This window comes from Planktothricoides raciborskii GIHE-MW2 (assembly GCF_040564635.1).
Lineage (GTDB): Bacteria > Cyanobacteriota > Cyanobacteriia > Cyanobacteriales > Laspinemataceae > Planktothricoides > Planktothricoides raciborskii.
Window position 1 is genome coordinate 762,583 of sequence record NZ_CP159837.1, and the last position, 16,541, is coordinate 779,123.

Genomic DNA, 16,541 nt, shown 5'->3' on the forward strand with positions numbered 1-16,541 from the left:
GTTACGGGTAATTTATGGGCTGAAACTATATCTCCGCTTAGGTTTGAGCCTTTTATAGATTGGGATTTTGTCAGACTCGTTCACCCATCCCCAAAAAATTTTTGACAAAACACTTGACAAAATAGGAGTAATTAGGAGATTATATATAAGGCAGTCGGGGGCTATAGCTCAGTTGGTAGAGCACCTCAATGGCATTGAGGGGGCCAGCGGTTCGAGTCCGCTTAGCTCCATTCCGCAAATAATCAATCAAATAAAAAGTGCCTTAATTGATCCAGCGATCGACATAAATTAAGGCAATTTTTATTTGCCATGAGATGAGTCTTGGTAGTTCAGCCGGTCAATGTGGCGATTCCCGTAAGGAATCGGATATGCACGCGGAATCGCTCATAATGCGGATAGGGGCAATTCATCAATTGCCCCTACCATCAATTTCTAGTCAAACAATTGAGACCAGAAATCAGATTAACCAGAAATTAAGACTCATAAATCCGCGCTTCTACCGCTTCTGGATTGTCCTCGCAGTATTGTTCAAAGGCACTTTGTGGGGGTTTTTTGGCTTGTTGATGTGCCGCTTCAGCTTGAAGTTCTTCTACAATATCCCAAGCGGCAGCACATTCTTTAGAACTGGCGCCTTTAGCGGCACAAATTGCCCGTGCTTCTTCAATGGCTTTTTGGATTTCAGTTTGCATCACCGTTTCTTGCGGTTTCTCAACAAATTGACTCTTGGTGAGAATATCTGTCACGGATATAATGCCGAGAAGGCTGCCTTTAATCACTGGAGCGCGGCGAATTCCCGTATTAGCAAATAACCGCGCCACATATTCCACTCCCAGTTCGGGATTAACCACAATGCAGGGTTTGGTCATAATTTCATAGACCCGAAGTTTTTTCGGATCTTTCCCAAATGCAGCAACTTTATATACAATGTCGGTTTCGGTGACAATTCCGTAAGAATCTTGATCGTGACGACGTTGTACAATCAAGGCGCGTAAGCTTTTTTCTTTCATCAGCTTGACTGCATCGGCAACTGTGGCTGACCCCCGAATGGTCACCACATCTTTGGTCATAATTTCTCCAGCTTTCATCATGGCGATCGCCTTTTTCTAATTATTTCTTTATTCCTATATTAAACCTATTCGGTGCTCTTGTTAGTTGCTCTTGTTAAAATTTAGGCTAAAATTATCGGCGATTCGCAAGAGCGTCCGCTATCGCGGAATCGCAAATTGTTACATTTGAATTTTAACTTTTAATTTTAGCCTGCCATTACCCGGTCTTCTATAAATCAATTTGGCTCATTTTTTCCTTAAAAAACCACCAATTTTTCGTAAATTTATATTTTATTTTGTAAAGAAAAGTTAATAATTGACAATAACTAATTAATTATCAATTATTAATTAGTTATTGTCAATTGTCAATTAGCGATACTAAGCCGCATTCTCCCGCTAGAAGCGCGATCGCCCAACATCACCTGTTTAGCCAGTAGATCGATCGCAGCTTGATATTGTGGGTCTGCTGCCGTCGCCACTTGCTGACGAGTCAGGGCATCAAGGGGAACCACATAATCTGGCGTAATCCCTAACTTATGAATATCGCGATGATTGGGGGTCTCATATTTGGCCACGGTGACGGCCAATCCAGAGCCATCAAACAAGTCAAATAAGGACTGAATCAAGCCTTTGCCAAAGGTTTTTTCCCCCACGAGCACAGCGCGACCATTATCCTGTAAGGCACCAGCCAGAATCTCGCTGGCGCTGGCAGTTCCCTGGTTGACTAACACCACCAGTGGATCGTCGGTTAATTCTGTTTCCGTAGCTTCAAAACTGTCGAGAATGCCTTGGCGATTGACGGTGTAGACGATCGCACCTTCTTTCAGCCACAACCGGGCAATTTCGATCCCCGCTTGCAGCAGTCCCCCTGGATTGTTGCGTAAATCCAGAATATAAGCATCTGCCCCTTTTGCTTCCAAATCATTAATCGCCTTAGTCACTTCTGCGGTGGCGTTGGCATTAAATTGAGTTAAACGAATATAGCCCACATTAATGTTCTCGGTGGCTTTCAGTTCAGCCACGACGGGGTTCAGTTCAATGCGATCGCGCACAATGGCAATATCTTCAATGCTTTGGTCGCTGTAGTGTTGAATCGTCAGAATCACCGTAGTTCCCACCTTACCCCGCATCCGTTGCGCCGCTTCATCCAAAGACAGGCCCAAAGTAGACAAGCCATCGATTTGAAGAATGCGATCGCGGGGTTGCAATCCCGCTGCCTCTGCCGGGGATCCAGAAATCGGCGCAATCACCTCGATATTTCCCTGCTCATCCAGGGCAATTTGCAAACCCACCCCGGTCAGTTCCCCGGAAGTATTCACCCGTAAACTGCGATACTGCTCAGGGGGCAAAAATCGAGTAAACGGGTCATCCAGACTAGCCAGCATTTCTTGAATCGCCCCATAAGACTCCTCGCGATCGCGCAAAGGCTTCTTCAATGCCTTTTGGCGAATTAACCACCAATTTTGATGATTAAACGACTCATCCACATAAGCGCGGTTCAAAATCCCCCACGCTTGATTAAATAACTTTTGCTCGTCCGTTAACGCCGCTGCCGATGGCGTTCCCCAAAAACTGGTGAAAACCAGTTGCACCAACAGTAACAGCCCAACCCAGAAAACTCGTTTGCTCATAATCAAGATAATTTAATTGTTTTCACAACTTAACTAATATGCCAGCAATGGCTGCCCGGAGTAATCGTCCAGACTCTCCCCAAAGAAATCGGGATATGTTCCGCCGTCTGCATCCCTTGGCGACAAACCTTTTAGCTTTATCTCCCTACCCCCTCCACAGGGGAATCTACTCCTGGGGTCATTGCTAGAGGGGTAATGCGATCGCCCCTATAGCTGTCAGATCGACTCAAATCCCACATCCTCTCAGGCGGGACAAGTGACCAAATCTCTTTGATAAATTTTTCTTTAAAATATGTTACATTCTTGAGGAACGGGAATAAATTCAACTCCTTCGCTTGTTAAATGTTTTCCAAGGAAGTCACAAACTCAAAAACCTACCAGTGGTTTCAAGAGCGCCTAGAAATCCAGGCGATCTCTGATGATATCAGCAGCAAGTACGTCCCCCCCCATGTAAATATCTTTTACTGCCTCGGCGGGATTACCCTAGTTTGCTTTTTAATCCAGTTTGCCACTGGATTTGCCATGACCTTCTACTATAAGCCAACCGTCACCGAAGCCTTTGCCTCCGTGCAATACATTATGACTGAGGTGAACTTTGGCTGGCTGATCCGCTCCATCCACCGCTGGTCTGCCAGCATGATGGTGCTGATGATGATTCTGCACATTTTCCGGGTTTACCTCACCGGCGGTTTCAAGAAACCCCGTGAACTCACCTGGGTGACTGGCGTGATTATGGCCGTAATTACCGTCTCTTTTGGTGTAACCGGCTATTCCCTGCCTTGGGACCAAATCGGTTATTGGGCGGTGAAAATCGTTTCCGGCGTTCCTGAAGCAATTCCCGTGGTCGGTTCTACCATTGTGGAACTCCTCCGGGGTGGCACCAGTGTTGGTCAAGGAACTCTGACTCGTTACTACAGCCTGCACACCTTCGTGCTGCCTTGGCTGCTGGCAGTATTCATGCTGCTGCACTTCTTAATGATTCGCAAACAAGGTATCTCTGGTCCATTGTAAAAAGTTAATCCACAACTTTTTCTAATTGTGACGATTGGGATTACCTTTTTGGCAGAATTAATCATATCTGCCGATCTATCAGCAAGAGAGGAATTGTAACGATGTCAATCCTAAAAAAACCGGATCTGAGCGATCCAGCACTTCGAGCTAAACTGGCCAAAGGCATGGGTCACAACTATTATGGTGAACCCGCTTGGCCAAATGACCTGCTTTATATCTTCCCCGTCTGCATTCTGGGCACCATTGCCCTGATGGTAGGTTTAGCAGTTCTTGACCCCGCTGTGGTTGGAGAACCTGCGGATCCCTTTGCCACTCCGTTAGAAATTCTGCCGGAATGGTATTTGTGGCCTGTGTTCCAAATCCTGCGCGTTATCCCCAACAAACTTCTGGGAATTGCCATCATGGGTGGAATTCCTCTGGGTTTGATGTCAGTGCCTTTTATTGAAAGCATCAATAAATTCCAAAACCCCTTCCGTCGTCCAGTGGCCATGACTGTGTTCTTATTTGGCACATTCGTGACTCTGTGGTTGGGTATTGGTGCTGTATTCCCGCTCGATAAATCTCTGACTTTGGGACTGTTCTAAATCGGTCTTTTAATATTCAGTTCAGAGTATTTTATTCAGATTCATTCAGACGCCTGTGTGGTTTTCAGACTTTGTTTTTCTGAGATACTCACACGGGCGTCTATATTATTTGCGATATTATTTGTGATGATTATTTGAAATTTAGGGATTTCAGTCTATAGAATCCTGAAAGCCATAACCGGCAGTGGTAAGGGATAATCACAGAAGCAGGACTCAGCAAAAGCGTCTCCAAATAAGTTCTCAGCAGGAATCAAAGGATGGGAGTAAGCAGACTGTGGCAACTTCAGAGGCAATTTCAAAAAATGATCGGTTCGTGTTTTTGGAAATTTTTGGCTTAGAGGGGGGGATTCAATCTTATGTGAAAGATATTCTCAAAACATATATTGCACTGGTTTCTGAGTATAACCAGGGAAACCCAGAACCCCTTAAGGCCGAGGTATTTTTGTTGCGCGATCGCCCGGATTGTGAAAATCCCTTAGCCAGCCAGTCGGTGATGAAATTCCACTATCTCTATACTCAGCCTCCAGCTTTGGGACGGCTGCGGCTTTCGGGCAGGCTGGCTCTAAATCTGCTGGCGGCATTTTTTTCGGGTCGTCCCCAGCGGGTCTTTTGCGGTCATATTAACTTAGCGCCCTTGGTGCAGTGGTTGTGTCAACCTTTGGGAATTCCTTATATTATCCTGACTTATGGCAAAGAGGTTTGGGAACCCTTAACCCCTCCTTACCAAAAAGCATTACAACAAGCAGCGGCGATTTGGACGATTAGTCGCTACAGCCGCGATCGCGCTTGTGAAGTGAACCAACTGGATCCAGCGAAATTTCAAATATTGCCCTGTGCGGTGAATTGCGATCTATTTCGCCCCGGCCCAAAGCCACTAGACTTAATCCAACGCTACGATCTCGCCGACGCTAAGGTGTTGATGACCGTCGCTCGTTTATGGCCGGGAGATATCTATAAAGGCGTCGATGTCACCATTCGCGCCTTACCGCGCATAGCACAAATTATTCAAAATGTCAAGTATTTAGTCATCGGTCGGGGGGATGACCAACCGCGACTGGCTCAATTAGCGCTGGATCTGGGAGTGAGCGATCGCGTAGTCTTTGCCGGTTTTGTCCCCACGGCGGACTTACCCGCCCATTACCGGGTGGCGGATGCATATGTCATGCCCTCCCAAGAAGGCTTTGGCATTGTGTATCTAGAGGCGATGGCCTCTGGAGTCCCCGTGGTTGCAGGAAAAGATGACGGTTCCGCCGATCCCCTGCAAGATGGTCGAGTCGGTTGGCAAGTGCCGCACCGAGACCCAGAAGCGGTCGCCAATGCTTGTATTGAAATTCTCCAAGGCCATGACCCTCGTTGCAATGGGGCTTGGTTGCGAGAGCAGACTCAAGACAAATTTGGTACGGATGCCTTCACCCAACGTCTGCGGCAACTTATGCAATTTGAACAGTAGGATAGAAATGTAGGCAAGTATCAAGGTAAAAGCTGTGAACCAAGGTAGCCCTAAATTATGGTCTTTAACTCTTTCTGACTTCAGTCGTCTGCTGGTGCCACTGTTAATTATTTGGTTACTGGCCTCAATTGGTCTTGGTTGGTTAGTCAATTCCTTTTTAATTTTAGTCGGACTGCTGTTGATCTCTCCCGTGATTGCCGTATTTGTGTTGCGCTGGTGGGTGAGTCGAAATGTGATTACTGACCAATGTCCTGTTTGTGATTATGAATTTACCGGGTTAAATCAGGCTCAATTTCAATGTCCCAACTGTGGTGAAACCCTGAAAGTCGAAAATCGCCAATTTCAACGGGTGACTCCCCCAGGCACTATTGATGTGCAAGCCGTTGAGGTATCCAGTTCTCCCGTTGATAATTAGTCATAAAAAATTAGCCATAAAATTACCCAATCTTGATCGATTCAGAAGCCTGCCGTAAAATCAGCATTTTTGCACGATTCTTTGATGAGCAGACTGCCGCTAGAGAGAATCGCCGCCAAAGAATTGACTTTGGCGGCGGCTCCAGATAGGCGATTTTCATGTGCGATCGCTCAAATTATCCTCAAATTAATTGGGTTTTTGAGTAATTTTTAAAGTATAAGAATAATCACCAGGGGTGCGATTGCCGATGTAAATATTGTAGGTTCCCGCATCCCACAATCCAGAGATTTCTGGATTGTCTCCAGAGTAATTATCCGCGAGGACGCAGAAACGTCCCCCCGGCCCTTCAATAATGAGGACGGGTTCCCCTTCCCCTTGGATGCTAAAACGAAGGTAGGGAAATGGCTGGGTCATCTCAATGACCCAATTCGCGGCTGTGGGTGTCGCATTACAGTTTAAAGTGGGTTGTCCTGAGATGGCTTGGGTAAATTCTAAAGGATCTTGAGGGATTTGAGTCGCCAGTTGGATCGTTGAGGGCGGGCCGCTATTCATGGATAGTTGATTACTCCTAGCGATTTGCGGGCTGGAGAAGCTCACTATAACGGCAGTGGTTAGCAGCATGGAACGAATTAGGGTTTTCATAGTTTTTTGGCTCCGGTAAATTCAATTTCCCCATGATTTTTTTAAAGCCTTCTCTGATTTAAGACGCTGATAATTCAGGCTAGTTTCCGGTTTCCCTTTGTTCCAGTGCTGAATGGGAGTGAGTTCGCGCAAGAAAGCAATTTGGTTTTCCCTCCTGTTTGGTGAGCGATCGCCTCTTGAGGTCAATTTGTCCACCAGAGGATCTGACTCTATTTCCATTATAAACACAGGGTAATGGGCGATCGCTGCTTCCTTGTGGCTGTTCCTGGAGTGGCCATTGATTTCGTCCTCGATTGATGGCGCAAGAGATTAGGTCATCTACCAGGGGAAAATTTCTCATCCAGATGATATATTTAGATGATATATTTAGATTAATAACTAATGGTTTTTTTTAGATGGGACTATCCCAAAAACAACCGATTATAACTCAGAACCATCACTCAGAACCATCACTCAGAACCATCACTCAGAACCATCACTCACACAGAAAAATTTTGATTAAGGGAGAACAAACACCATGACTGAAGGCGGATCTATTCGGGTAAACCAGGATGCCCCTGACTTTACGGCCACTGCGGTGCTGGATAAAGAGTTCAAAACCATTAAACTTTCTGACTATCGGGGTCAGTATGTGATTTTATTTTTCTATTCTTTAGATTTTACTTTTGTTTGCCCCACAGAAATTATTGCTTTTAGCGATCGCTATGAAGAATTTAAGAAGCTGAATACAGAAATATTAGCGGTTTCAGTGGATAGTGAATTTTCCCATCTTGCTTGGCTTGAAACTGACCGCAAATCAGGGGGATTAGGCAATATTAAATATCCGTTAATTTCTGATTTGAAAAAAGAAATTTGTACCGCTTATAACGTCTTAGACCCAGAAACTGGAATTGCCCTGCGGGGTCTATTTATTATTGACAAAGATGGGATTATTCAACACGCCACTATTAATAATTTAGCTTTTGGTCGGAATGTGGATGAAACCTTGCGAACCCTGCAAGCGATTCAATATGTCCAGTCCCACCCGGATGCCGTCTGTCCTGTGGGTTGGCAACCGGGTGATAAAACGATGACTCCGGATCCGGTGAAATCAAAAGAGTTTTTTGCTGCCGTTAAATCATCCTAATTTGGGCATGGACGAATTGGGGTTGCGATCGCTGGCAATTTTTGGTAAAATTTACTAGATTAATTAATCGAACTATTGAAAAAAATTGCGGAAAACTATGATGCTGACTTCTACAGATTTTAGTGGTTTATTTAATCGTCGATTTTTCAATAACTTTTTACCAATTCCCGCTCGTCATCAACTTTATCTGGGAGTGGGGACGCCGAGTTTTGAATTACCGGATATTACGGGCAATCGCACCGTAAAATTGGCCGATTACCGAGGCAAACAGCCGGTGATTTTAGCCTTCACCCGGATTTTTACTGAAAAACAATATTGCCCCCTTTGTTTTCCCCATATTGTCGCTTTGAATGAAAACTATGAAAAGTTTACGGAAAAAGGGGCAGAAATTTTAATGATCACCAGTACCGATGAACAGCAAAGTAAAATAGTGGTCAAAGATTTAGGCTTAAAAATGCCCCTACTCAGCGATCCAAGCTGTAGTGTATTTCGGCGGTATGGCACGGGACAATCTCTGGGGGCGCCGTTACCGGCTCAGTTTGTTTTAGACCAAGAAGGAAAACTGCAATTTACCCATTTATTCTCATTTCTAGACCCAAATGCCAGTGTGGAAAGATTGCTGGCTGCCTTAGAAATCAGCGATGAAAAATAATCCTAATTAGGTTTAAACGATTGGGGCGGCAAAAGGGATTGTTTGAGCGATCGGTGAAAGGTCAGGGATTTTCACCCATGACCTTTCACCGATTTTTGATGGGCGTTTTTTCGGTGCAACCGGGGGTTTGTTTACAGTCGAATGCCCAGTAAATCACTGCGGGGATTAAAACTACGAACGGCTCGGATTTTTTCATAGTATTCTCGTTCCGTAGCACTGATAGTTTTTGGTGTCATAATCTGAATTCGCACCAATTGATCGCCGCGATCGCCTTTGGCTTGTGGCCAACCTTTGCCTCGTAATCGTAATGATTGACCGCTGCGAATTCCGGCGGGTATATTCATTTTTACCGCGCCATCAGGAGTGGGAACATCGATGGTAGCCCCTAAAACCGCTTCATCTGGGGCGATCGGCACTTCACAAATCAGGTTATCCCCTTCAAATTGGAAAAATTGATGGGGTTGAATTTGCACTGTTAAATATAAATCCCCGCGTTTTCCGTAAGCAGTCATTTGTCCTTTGCCTCGTAAGCGAATGCGGCTACCCGGTTTAGCCCCAGCGGGAATCCGCACATTGATCGTTTCATTCCCCAAACTTAGGCGCTTGGTTGTGCCATGAAAGGCTTCTGCTAATGTTAGAGTGAGATTTCCTTCGCGATCGCCCGAAGCAGTCCCTCCAGCACCACCATAAGCAAAATCCTCAAATCCATTACCACCGGGCGCAGTGTTTTGGCGATAAGAAGCATTCCATCGGTTATTCCGAGTGTTGTTACCACCGACTCGACCCAGCAATTCATTGATAAAGTCATCAAAACTATTGAACTGGCTAAAGTCGAAGCCATTCATATCCGTGGGAAAACCGGAGGGGGCGCCGCCACCTGGCCATCCTCCCGCCCCTGGAGTGGCCGCTTGCTTCCAGTATTGACCGTATTGGTCATATTTCTGACGTTTTTCTGGTTCCGATAAGACTTCGTAAGCTTCACCAATTTCTTTAAACCGGGCTTCCGCTTGGCGATCTCCTGGGTTCATATCTGGGTGGTATTTCCGAGCCAATTTGCGATACGCTCGTTTGATATCGTCAGCAGTAGCACTTTTATTCACTCCCAAAACGGCGTAATAGTCTTTGAAATCCGTTGCCGCCATAAATCATCAGCCTCCTGTTCTTTAATGATTCAGTTTATCGAGTTTTTCTGGCAATTTTCTAATATTGGATACAAGCAAATACACTATTATGGCAAATCAGTCCGTTTAAATCTGTTCTGGTAAATGGTTTCTCTTGGTGTGACCACCTCTTGTAGGTTCGCAACCGTGACACAGGAACTGGCGATCGCCCACAATATCCGTTAGCCTGCGTTGGCACAATATTCTGCCTCCAATATCCTGCCTCCAATATCCTGCCTCCCAGTCAAAGTATCTCTCCCTTTGACTATATCTAAGACTCACCCAGATTCAAGTTCGGTTCTTTCTCTCTCAATGCAGGGAAATTGCCGTATCTTTTAGATTAGTAATTAGTTATTAGTTATTAGATTAGAGTTATGGGTGATTGTATTCTGATTTTTTAATTCTTTAATATTTTTTTGCTTTCACATCGGGAAAATCGATCGCCTCCCTCAAATTATTCATTTCATACTTGCCTCTTAAGATTTTTTCCAATTTCCCCTGGATATGTTCGGCATCCCTAGTTATATACTGAAGCATTAAAAGCCTATTTGCAGCGATATAACCGAAAGCGGATTTTAGCGAAAATAAACGTAGTTTACTCTCAAGAATATTCCGATTTAAATCCAGTAAAAAAAATATACAATTTATGTCTTTCCCACAGGACAGTTGGTAATGTAAGATCGGTTTATTATCAGAGATGAAAGAAACCGTGTTTCTGCGGATTTTTTTGTGTTTTACCGATAATTTTTCAAAAAAAACCAGTTTCTTGACTTGCCGCGATCGCTCTTTTTATTCTCGGAAAGCGATCGCTTAGATTAGATAATTTTAGGGAATGATGACCGGAGGCAGAGCCTCCCGTGGGGCATTCCCAGGCAGAGCCTGGGAACGAGAAAATCCATAATTGAAAGCGGTATTTATTGCCATTTTGTGGTGCGTTACGGCTGGCATAAAAGTTAATTGTTTATATCACAGTTATCTGCCAGCCTAACACACCCTACATTTCTTGGTTTCTCTAGCATAAGCTTTCTGGGTTAAAAATTAATAAATGAGATAAAATAATTAGCAGATAGCCATTAAAGATAAATTATGAAGATTAAAGCAATTATTTGGCAAGAAGATGATGTATGGTGTGCCTCAGTTCCAGCCCTTCCCGGTTGTCACACCTGGGCTGAGAGTTATGAACAGTTGTTGGAGATGCTTGAAGATGCTGTTCAGGGTTGGCTGGAAGTAGCCAGTGAACAACAGGAACTTACCCCAGAAAAACAGTTAATTGAGTTATCTTTATGAAATCCATAATTGAAAGCGGTATTTATTGCCCTTTTGTGGTGCGTTACGGCTGGCATAAAAGTTAATTTTTTATGTCAAATTTATCTGCCAGCCTAACACACCCTACATTTTGCTACATTTGTGCAGATTGTGGTGCGTTACGGCTGGCATAAAAGTTAATTGTTTATATCACAGTTATCTGCCAGCCTTTAGCGTAGCCATGCCGAAGGCTATACACACCCTACATTTTTATCTTTTGGATCTAACTAAAACGAATAGACTCATCTCAGAAATGATTTATAGACATAATTAAAATCTATATGTCAAAATATCAAAATGTGTTATAATGTCTTAGGATAAAAACATAAAATTCGATGAATTTACTGCCGGAATGCTCTTACTTATAATGTTGAGCGGTTACTTGATATCGATTGTTTGCCCAATTTCCCAGACTAATGAAACCACTTAAAATTGCGATCGCCCTTTTCTTGCCGTTACTCCCGTTATTACCCTTAATCGGTTGTGCGGAGTCATTTTCCCCACAATCTACGGTAGCCGTTGAACAATCCATAGACAATCAAACAAAAGAAGAGGCATTTCAACAACGGAGTCTGGCAATTCGGGAAAAGTTAGCCGCCAGAGATTTAGAAGAACTTGATGCTTGGTGGCGAAGAATAAATTTGGGCGACCCTCATAAATATTTATTACCAGTAATTTTATCCCGGTTGAGTTTACCAGAACAATACAAACATGAACCCATTTGGGAACTGCTGCTAAAGTTAGAAAAAGAACAACCGGATATTTATCATTTTCGCAGCGTTTACGATGTTCGCATCTTTTTTCTATTTCAAGATATCATGCCCAATTCAGTCAAAGGATCTTATCGCAGTATGGTAGAAATGCCGCGTATTTTGGAATGGATGGAAGAAGGAACAGAAAACCATATGTTTATGCAGCGGCTATCTGGTTTAGCGCTAATGGATGGCAGCGGTTGGCCAAATTCTCGTCCAGGAGTTGCTGCGACCAATGAAGCTTGGTTGCGTTCGGAATTAAACAAATTTTTAACCATTGGTCAGGGAGAGTTTCATTCTTCTACTTATTACGGATATGCTATTGGTGGGCTACTGAATCTTTACGATTTTGCCCAAACTCCCGAATTACGAGAATTGGCAAAAATTGGTTTAGATTGGTATGCAGCAAATATGGCAGTTCGTCTCAGTTGGGGCACTGCGGGAGGGGCAGAAAGTCGAGGATTCGATCGCGGAACTTGGAATGGTAGTGAATTAAGTGCAGTGGCTTGGATGTGGTGGGGAAATGACCTGAAACCTGTAGAAAAAATGGATGACAAAAAAGCGAGAGTAGCCCTATTCGCAGCATTAAGTGATTATCGTCCACCACAGGAATTAGCAGCTTTGGCAAAGAAAGAGGTGCCTTTGCCGTTTGAGTTAAAAGCCAGTCATCCTGGATATTACAGTTATCACGCAGATAATCAGTTTTGGGAAATATTTTATATCACCGATGATTATAGTTTAGGGACTCTGCTAGTGCCTCATCGTTCCTATCAAGTGCAAGGGACAATCAATGCTCAATATGCAACCTATAAGCTAGTGATTCGCGATCGCCAAGGAGCAAATAATGCGGTGGTCAGTTTGGGGGGAACTTATCACAGTCCAATGGCGGATGGAAGTTCCCCAGGCGACCAATTTTTGCAGGAAAAAGGCGCGGTCATTTATCAATTACGGTTGAATGAGGAAGATATTGCCGCTGGAGTTCCCGCAGTTTCTCATTTAGTTTTACCCAGTCGCTATGGTGAACCGCAACAGTATAAAAATTGGTACATTTGGCAAGTTGAGCAAACTTGGTTAGCGGCGCGACCTTGGGGAGATAAAATCGAGTGGCGATCGCCGGTTTCTGAAAAAAATTCAGATTACCAGGTACTCGCAGCGAATGGTAATCAAACCGCTTGGATTACGGATGTGGTCAGTACCACTGATTACCCAGATTTAGATGCTTTAAAAAAAGCTTTGGATCATACCGCAGTCAATGATACAGAATGGCAGAGTCAGGGTAAATTAACTTACAAAACCTTAGCGGGCGATCGCCTATCTTTAACCTACGTTCCTGATAGTGGAGTGGGTCTTGGTCGCATCAACGGCGAAGAAGTTAGACTCCAGAATTGGCCGGTGTTCTCCAGTCTTTATTTAAATCAAGACCTTTACAGTGGATTGTTAGAACTTGATTATCCAGGGGGTCAATGGCGTTTAGAAATGAATTCTCCCAAGCCAAAATCCAACCAGAATTAACCCGTTGTCATCAAGTAATCTTGGGCTGAACTGACTCGCTGACTCGCCAAGTTTCATCACCGATTACTTCTAAAACTTGGTGATGATATGGTAACAACGTTGGGCGATGTCCCACACTAATATAAGTGGTGGATAGATTTTGCAAATGTTGGTAAAGACTTTGTTCGTTATTCACATCTAAAGCACTGGTTGCTTCATCTAACATTGCATATCGAGGTTGAGTAAGTAACAAACGGGCAAAAGCAACGCGCTGTTGTTCTCCCATTGACAATACATGATCCCAATCTTCTATCGCATCTAAACCCCCAAATCTTTCTGCTAAGTCTGATAAATTTACCTGTTCTAAAACTTGATATATTTTTTGCTCAGATATATTCAGATCGGTACGCGGATATAAGAGTTGATCTCGCAAAGAACCTAAAATCATATAAGGACGTTGGGGTAAAAAGAGAATCTCTTTTAATGGTGGTCGGTAAATTTGCCCCGTTCCCGAATTCCATAAACCAGCGATCGCTCTTAAAATTGAACTTTTACCACAACCACTTACTCCTATAATTAAAAGTCCTTTTTTTGGTTCTACTCCAACAGATAAATCCTTGACTAAAGTTCGTTCACTATTAGGAGTTTGTAAAGTAAGATGCTGTAAACTTAAACGAGAATCTTCAACGCTATTAATGATCGAAGTTCCCTTTGGTGATACTGTTTTTGCTGATTCTAGGACTTTTTCAAAACTTTCTAACCGTTCAATTCCCGCTGCAAAGCTGGTCAGGTACTCAAACATATTAATTAAGATTGTCAAAGAATAAAATATTCTCCCAAAAGCTGAACCAGTTTCTGATAAAACTCCCACCTCTGCTTCACCTGCCAAAATCATCGGACCCACAATTAAAGCTGGTACAACCCAGGTAATATAGCTATAGATATTTTTAAATATCTCTAAATTTCTTTCCCAGGTAATCACTCGGTTATAAATACTTAAAACCGGAGTAAATATTTGTTGAAGATGAGTATATTCTCTATGGTCTCCATCATAAAAAGCAATAGATTCAGCATTTTCTCGCACTCTGACTAAACTAAATCGGAAATTCGCCTCTCGTTTGAGTTGTTCTTTTTTAATTGGAATCAAAATTTTGCCAAATCCTAGAGTGGTAATGAGAATACCTACTACAGAATATATGACCAAAATAAAAACAAAAAGCTTGGATTTTGACCACAACACAATTCCAAATGCCATAACATCAAAAATTGCTTTCATCCATTGAGTGAACACATGGACTGAACGATGACAAAATGCTTGAATATCTTCAGCTATTCTTTGATCTGGGTTGTCAATCTCTGAATCAAAAACCTTGATTTGATAAAAATTTTTATTCTGAAAATATTTTTCTAAATAATATTTGGTAAACCAATCACGAGAATATAATCGAATCTTATCTTGTAAATAATTCCAAGTTGCTACAGTAATCGCTAATAAAATAGAAGCCAATAAATAAAAAAATACCGCTTGCCAGAACCGTTCTGGTTGTTGATTTGCTAAACCCGAAAAAAATTCGCCACGTTGTGTATTTTGATTCACCGCTATGGTGGACTCCAGACTAACTAAAGCCAGCAGCAATATTAATAAACCAATGGCTCGCCATTTTTCTTTGGACTCCCACCAATATAGTTTACCAACAGCCCAGAAACTCTGAAAAATTTTAAAATTAATTTTTAGACTACTCATAATTTTTATGAATCATTGTGGTTTACTTCAACAGATGCGATCGCTAATTTTGTTTTAAAATTGAGTCTTTTTCATTGTCCAAGTAGATTATTTTACCTTGATTGGTGAGTTGGCTTAATTTTTGTTGCCAGATTAATGTGACATTTTACAAATTTTCTATTGCAATCTGAATTTTTACTCAGAATAAATTTTGGATCTACTATGCCATTGATATCCCCATCACTGGCTGGAAATTTGCTAATGGTTGCTAAATTCTGATTCTAGAGATTTGGCGTATTAGCTAATCACCAAAACGAGCGATCGCTTATTTTTTACCTACCAATAAAACTGTCGGTAAACATTTTTTTGCCAGGAATAATTTTTTTATTTGCGATTTCTGCATTTTTAAAATGTAATACCAATAAACAAAAAAATGCGTCTATTTCGATGGTAGGGGTGCAATGCTTGCGCCCCTAAACTCCCGCTCCTCCGCTTTACTCTGGGGGCTAAAGCCACAATAGAGCAGAATTACCCCCGCCTCGTAACGAGAAACGACTAATAGTTATGATTATTATAAAAGCTTTTGTAGTTATTTTCAACTATTGGTGATTTCGTCGGGAAAAATCTGTTATACCGTTTCCTGCTTGTGGTGCGTCTAGGCTGGCATAAAAGTTAATTGTTTATGTCAAAGTTTCCGCGAACACACCCTACACCCTACACCCTACACCCTCCGCATGGTGCGTCTAGGCTGGCATAAAAGTTAATTGTTTATGTCAAAGTTTCCGCGAACACACCCTACATTTCTAATTTTCCCTTTGATAATTTTTTTAGGACTCAAAATCCCCCAAGATGAAAGCACAGGTTAAACTAATAAAAGATTTCAATGCTTACGGTGAATGGCCAAGACTTATGAAGTTTAATGTAATAGTAGACCGAGATGAAGATGGGGTTTGGATTGTAGAATGTCCGAGCATTCCCGGTTGTGTCAGCCAAGGTGAAACTAGAGAAAAAGCTTTGGAAAATATTAAAGATGCGATCGCGCTTTGTTTGCAAGTTCGTTCCGAACATGGGCTACCGCTTACGGTGGAAACACATTTCTGTTGAGGTGGTGGCATAATCATGTCTTCTAACCTTCCGGTTCTGAGCGGACGAGAAGTAGTCCGTGTGTTTGAAGCTGTTGGCTGGCAAGTTGCGCGTCAGAGTGGGAGTCACATCATTATGGTTAAAGAAGGTGAACAAGCGACACTTTCAATTCCCGATCATCGAGAAGTAGCAAAAGGCACTTTACGCAGTTTGATTCGTGCTGCTGGACTGACTGTAGAAGAGTTTGTTTCCGCTATGGAATAAGTGTTCCCAGCACTGTATCTTGATAACGGCGATATCCTCTCTCCTTGTTCCTCGATCAACCCGGTAGAAAAACCGGGTTTCTATTCTATTGATTGCCTTGTTTTCACATAAAGCGATCGCTTAGATTAGATAATTTTAAGGAATGATGACCGGAGGCAGAGCCTCCCGTGGGACATTCCCAGGGCGAGCCTGGGAACGAGAAAACA

17 protein-coding genes and 1 tRNA gene are annotated in these 16,541 nt (G+C 42.9%); 11 read left to right on the forward strand and 7 right to left on the reverse strand.

The features are described from left to right. Positions 1-157: 157 nt before the first annotated feature. Positions 158-230, forward strand: a tRNA-Ala gene (locus ABWT76_RS03065). A gap of 243 nt (positions 231-473) precedes the next feature. On the opposite strand, the gene ABWT76_RS03070 is transcribed toward ABWT76_RS03065, so the two are convergent. After that, positions 474-1,088, reverse strand: coding sequence for a CP12 domain-containing protein (locus tag ABWT76_RS03070; RefSeq protein ID WP_054468914.1), 615 nt, complete (start codon positions 1,086-1,088; stop codon positions 474-476). A 323-nt stretch (positions 1,089-1,411) separates the two neighbouring features. Then, a complete protein-coding gene (gene ctpA, locus ABWT76_RS03075; protein ID WP_054468913.1) occupies positions 1,412-2,677 on the reverse strand; it encodes a carboxyl-terminal processing protease CtpA in 1,266 nt (421 codons plus the stop codon). A 342-nt stretch (positions 2,678-3,019) separates the two neighbouring features. Here ctpA and petB point away from each other — a divergent pair, with 342 nt between their 5' ends. The 4 genes from petB (at position 3,020) to ABWT76_RS03095 (ending at position 6,137) form a co-directional block, all read left to right on the forward strand. Next, positions 3,020-3,688 (forward strand): cytochrome b6, encoded by a 669-nt coding sequence (gene petB, locus ABWT76_RS03080; protein WP_054468912.1) that lies wholly within the window; start codon positions 3,020-3,022, stop codon positions 3,686-3,688. A gap of 101 nt (positions 3,689-3,789) precedes the next feature. Beyond that, positions 3,790-4,272 carry a cytochrome b6-f complex subunit IV gene (petD, locus tag ABWT76_RS03085; protein ID WP_054468910.1) on the forward strand — a complete coding sequence of 161 codons (483 nt, stop codon included), beginning with the start codon at positions 3,790-3,792 and terminating at the stop codon, positions 4,270-4,272. Positions 4,273-4,546: 274 nt separating this feature from the next. Next, positions 4,547-5,722, forward strand: a complete 1,176-nt coding sequence (locus ABWT76_RS03090; RefSeq protein WP_054468908.1) for a glycosyltransferase — start codon at positions 4,547-4,549, stop codon at positions 5,720-5,722. A gap of 34 nt (positions 5,723-5,756) precedes the next feature. Then, the gene (locus ABWT76_RS03095) at positions 5,757-6,137 is read left to right on the forward strand and encodes a hypothetical protein (RefSeq protein ID WP_054468906.1); all 381 of its coding nucleotides are present in this window, start codon (positions 5,757-5,759) and stop codon (positions 6,135-6,137) included. Positions 6,138-6,323: 186 nt separating this feature from the next. Here the strand turns inward: ABWT76_RS03095 and ABWT76_RS03100 are convergent, their stop codons facing one another. Further along, positions 6,324-6,779, reverse strand: a complete 456-nt coding sequence (locus ABWT76_RS03100) for a hypothetical protein (RefSeq protein WP_156331948.1) — start codon at positions 6,777-6,779, stop codon at positions 6,324-6,326. Positions 6,780-6,858: 79 nt separating this feature from the next. Further along, positions 6,859-7,119 (reverse strand): hypothetical protein, encoded by a 261-nt coding sequence (locus ABWT76_RS03105; RefSeq protein WP_156331947.1) that lies wholly within the window; start codon positions 7,117-7,119, stop codon positions 6,859-6,861. 177 nt (positions 7,120-7,296) lie between these two features. Between ABWT76_RS03105 and ABWT76_RS03110 the strand changes: the two genes are divergently transcribed. Together ABWT76_RS03110 and ABWT76_RS03115 are read left to right on the forward strand one after the other, a co-directional pair. Next, entirely contained in the window at positions 7,297-7,905 is a 609-nt protein-coding gene (locus ABWT76_RS03110) for a peroxiredoxin (protein WP_054468900.1), read from the forward strand. A 100-nt stretch (positions 7,906-8,005) separates the two neighbouring features. Beyond that, positions 8,006-8,557 carry a peroxiredoxin gene (locus ABWT76_RS03115; protein ID WP_054468898.1) on the forward strand — a complete coding sequence of 184 codons (552 nt, stop codon included), beginning with the start codon at positions 8,006-8,008 and terminating at the stop codon, positions 8,555-8,557. Between the two features lie 131 nt (positions 8,558-8,688). Here ABWT76_RS03115 and ABWT76_RS03120 read toward each other — a convergent pair whose 3' ends face one another. Both ABWT76_RS03120 and ABWT76_RS03125 read right to left on the reverse strand, forming a co-directional pair. Then, positions 8,689-9,699, reverse strand: a complete 1,011-nt coding sequence (locus ABWT76_RS03120) for a DnaJ C-terminal domain-containing protein (RefSeq protein ID WP_054468897.1) — start codon at positions 9,697-9,699, stop codon at positions 8,689-8,691. Positions 9,700-10,122: 423 nt separating this feature from the next. Next, on the reverse strand, positions 10,123-10,254 hold the full coding sequence (locus ABWT76_RS03125) for a hypothetical protein (RefSeq protein ID WP_255353238.1): 132 nt from the start codon (positions 10,252-10,254) through the stop codon (positions 10,123-10,125). A gap of 549 nt (positions 10,255-10,803) precedes the next feature. Here ABWT76_RS03125 and ABWT76_RS03130 point away from each other — a divergent pair. Both ABWT76_RS03130 and ABWT76_RS03135 read left to right on the forward strand, forming a co-directional pair. Beyond that, the gene (locus ABWT76_RS03130; protein ID WP_054468895.1) at positions 10,804-11,004 is read left to right on the forward strand and encodes a type II toxin-antitoxin system HicB family antitoxin; all 201 of its coding nucleotides are present in this window, start codon (positions 10,804-10,806) and stop codon (positions 11,002-11,004) included. 434 nt (positions 11,005-11,438) lie between these two features. Then, complete coding sequence (locus tag ABWT76_RS03135) at positions 11,439-13,286, forward strand: hypothetical protein (protein WP_354635618.1); 1,848 nt, start codon at positions 11,439-11,441, stop codon at positions 13,284-13,286. A 10-nt stretch (positions 13,287-13,296) separates the two neighbouring features. On the opposite strand, the gene ABWT76_RS03140 is transcribed toward ABWT76_RS03135, so the two are convergent. Then, positions 13,297-15,009, reverse strand: a complete 1,713-nt coding sequence (locus ABWT76_RS03140; protein WP_054468891.1) for an ABC transporter ATP-binding protein/permease — start codon at positions 15,007-15,009, stop codon at positions 13,297-13,299. Between the two features lie 828 nt (positions 15,010-15,837). On the opposite strand from ABWT76_RS03140, the gene ABWT76_RS03145 reads away from it, so the two are divergent. Together ABWT76_RS03145 and ABWT76_RS03150 are read left to right on the forward strand one after the other, a co-directional pair. Beyond that, a complete protein-coding gene (locus ABWT76_RS03145) occupies positions 15,838-16,092 on the forward strand; it encodes a type II toxin-antitoxin system HicB family antitoxin (protein ID WP_322096595.1) in 255 nt (84 codons plus the stop codon). A gap of 15 nt (positions 16,093-16,107) precedes the next feature. After that, a complete protein-coding gene (locus ABWT76_RS03150) occupies positions 16,108-16,335 on the forward strand; it encodes a type II toxin-antitoxin system HicA family toxin (protein WP_054468889.1) in 228 nt (75 codons plus the stop codon). Positions 16,336-16,541: the final 206 nt, after the last annotated feature.

Excerpts from the sequence above, each read along its gene's own strand:
- ABWT76_RS03070 (WP_054468914.1), bottom strand. The coding sequence starts at position 1,088 with ATGATGAAAGCTGGAGAAATTATGACCAAAGATGTGGTGACCATTCGG.
- ctpA (WP_054468913.1), bottom strand. The coding sequence starts at position 2,677 with ATGAGCAAACGAGTTTTCTGGGTTGGGCTGTTACTGTTGGTGCAACTG.
- petB (WP_054468912.1), top strand. The coding sequence starts at position 3,020 with ATGTTTTCCAAGGAAGTCACAAACTCAAAAACCTACCAGTGGTTTCAA.
- petD (WP_054468910.1), top strand. The coding sequence starts at position 3,790 with ATGTCAATCCTAAAAAAACCGGATCTGAGCGATCCAGCACTTCGAGCT.
- ABWT76_RS03100 (WP_156331948.1), bottom strand. The coding sequence starts at position 6,779 with ATGAAAACCCTAATTCGTTCCATGCTGCTAACCACTGCCGTTATAGTG.
- ABWT76_RS03105 (WP_156331947.1), bottom strand. The coding sequence starts at position 7,119 with ATGAGAAATTTTCCCCTGGTAGATGACCTAATCTCTTGCGCCATCAAT.
- ABWT76_RS03110 (WP_054468900.1), top strand. The coding sequence starts at position 7,297 with ATGACTGAAGGCGGATCTATTCGGGTAAACCAGGATGCCCCTGACTTT.
- ABWT76_RS03115 (WP_054468898.1), top strand. The coding sequence starts at position 8,006 with ATGCTGACTTCTACAGATTTTAGTGGTTTATTTAATCGTCGATTTTTC.
- ABWT76_RS03120 (WP_054468897.1), bottom strand. The coding sequence starts at position 9,699 with ATGGCGGCAACGGATTTCAAAGACTATTACGCCGTTTTGGGAGTGAAT.
- ABWT76_RS03125 (WP_255353238.1), bottom strand. The coding sequence starts at position 10,254 with ATGCTTCAGTATATAACTAGGGATGCCGAACATATCCAGGGGAAATTG.
- ABWT76_RS03130 (WP_054468895.1), top strand. The coding sequence starts at position 10,804 with ATGAAGATTAAAGCAATTATTTGGCAAGAAGATGATGTATGGTGTGCC.
- ABWT76_RS03135 (WP_354635618.1), top strand. The coding sequence starts at position 11,439 with ATGAAACCACTTAAAATTGCGATCGCCCTTTTCTTGCCGTTACTCCCG.
- ABWT76_RS03140 (WP_054468891.1), bottom strand. The coding sequence starts at position 15,009 with ATGAGTAGTCTAAAAATTAATTTTAAAATTTTTCAGAGTTTCTGGGCT.
- ABWT76_RS03145 (WP_322096595.1), top strand. The coding sequence starts at position 15,838 with ATGAAAGCACAGGTTAAACTAATAAAAGATTTCAATGCTTACGGTGAA.
- ABWT76_RS03150 (WP_054468889.1), top strand. The coding sequence starts at position 16,108 with ATGTCTTCTAACCTTCCGGTTCTGAGCGGACGAGAAGTAGTCCGTGTG.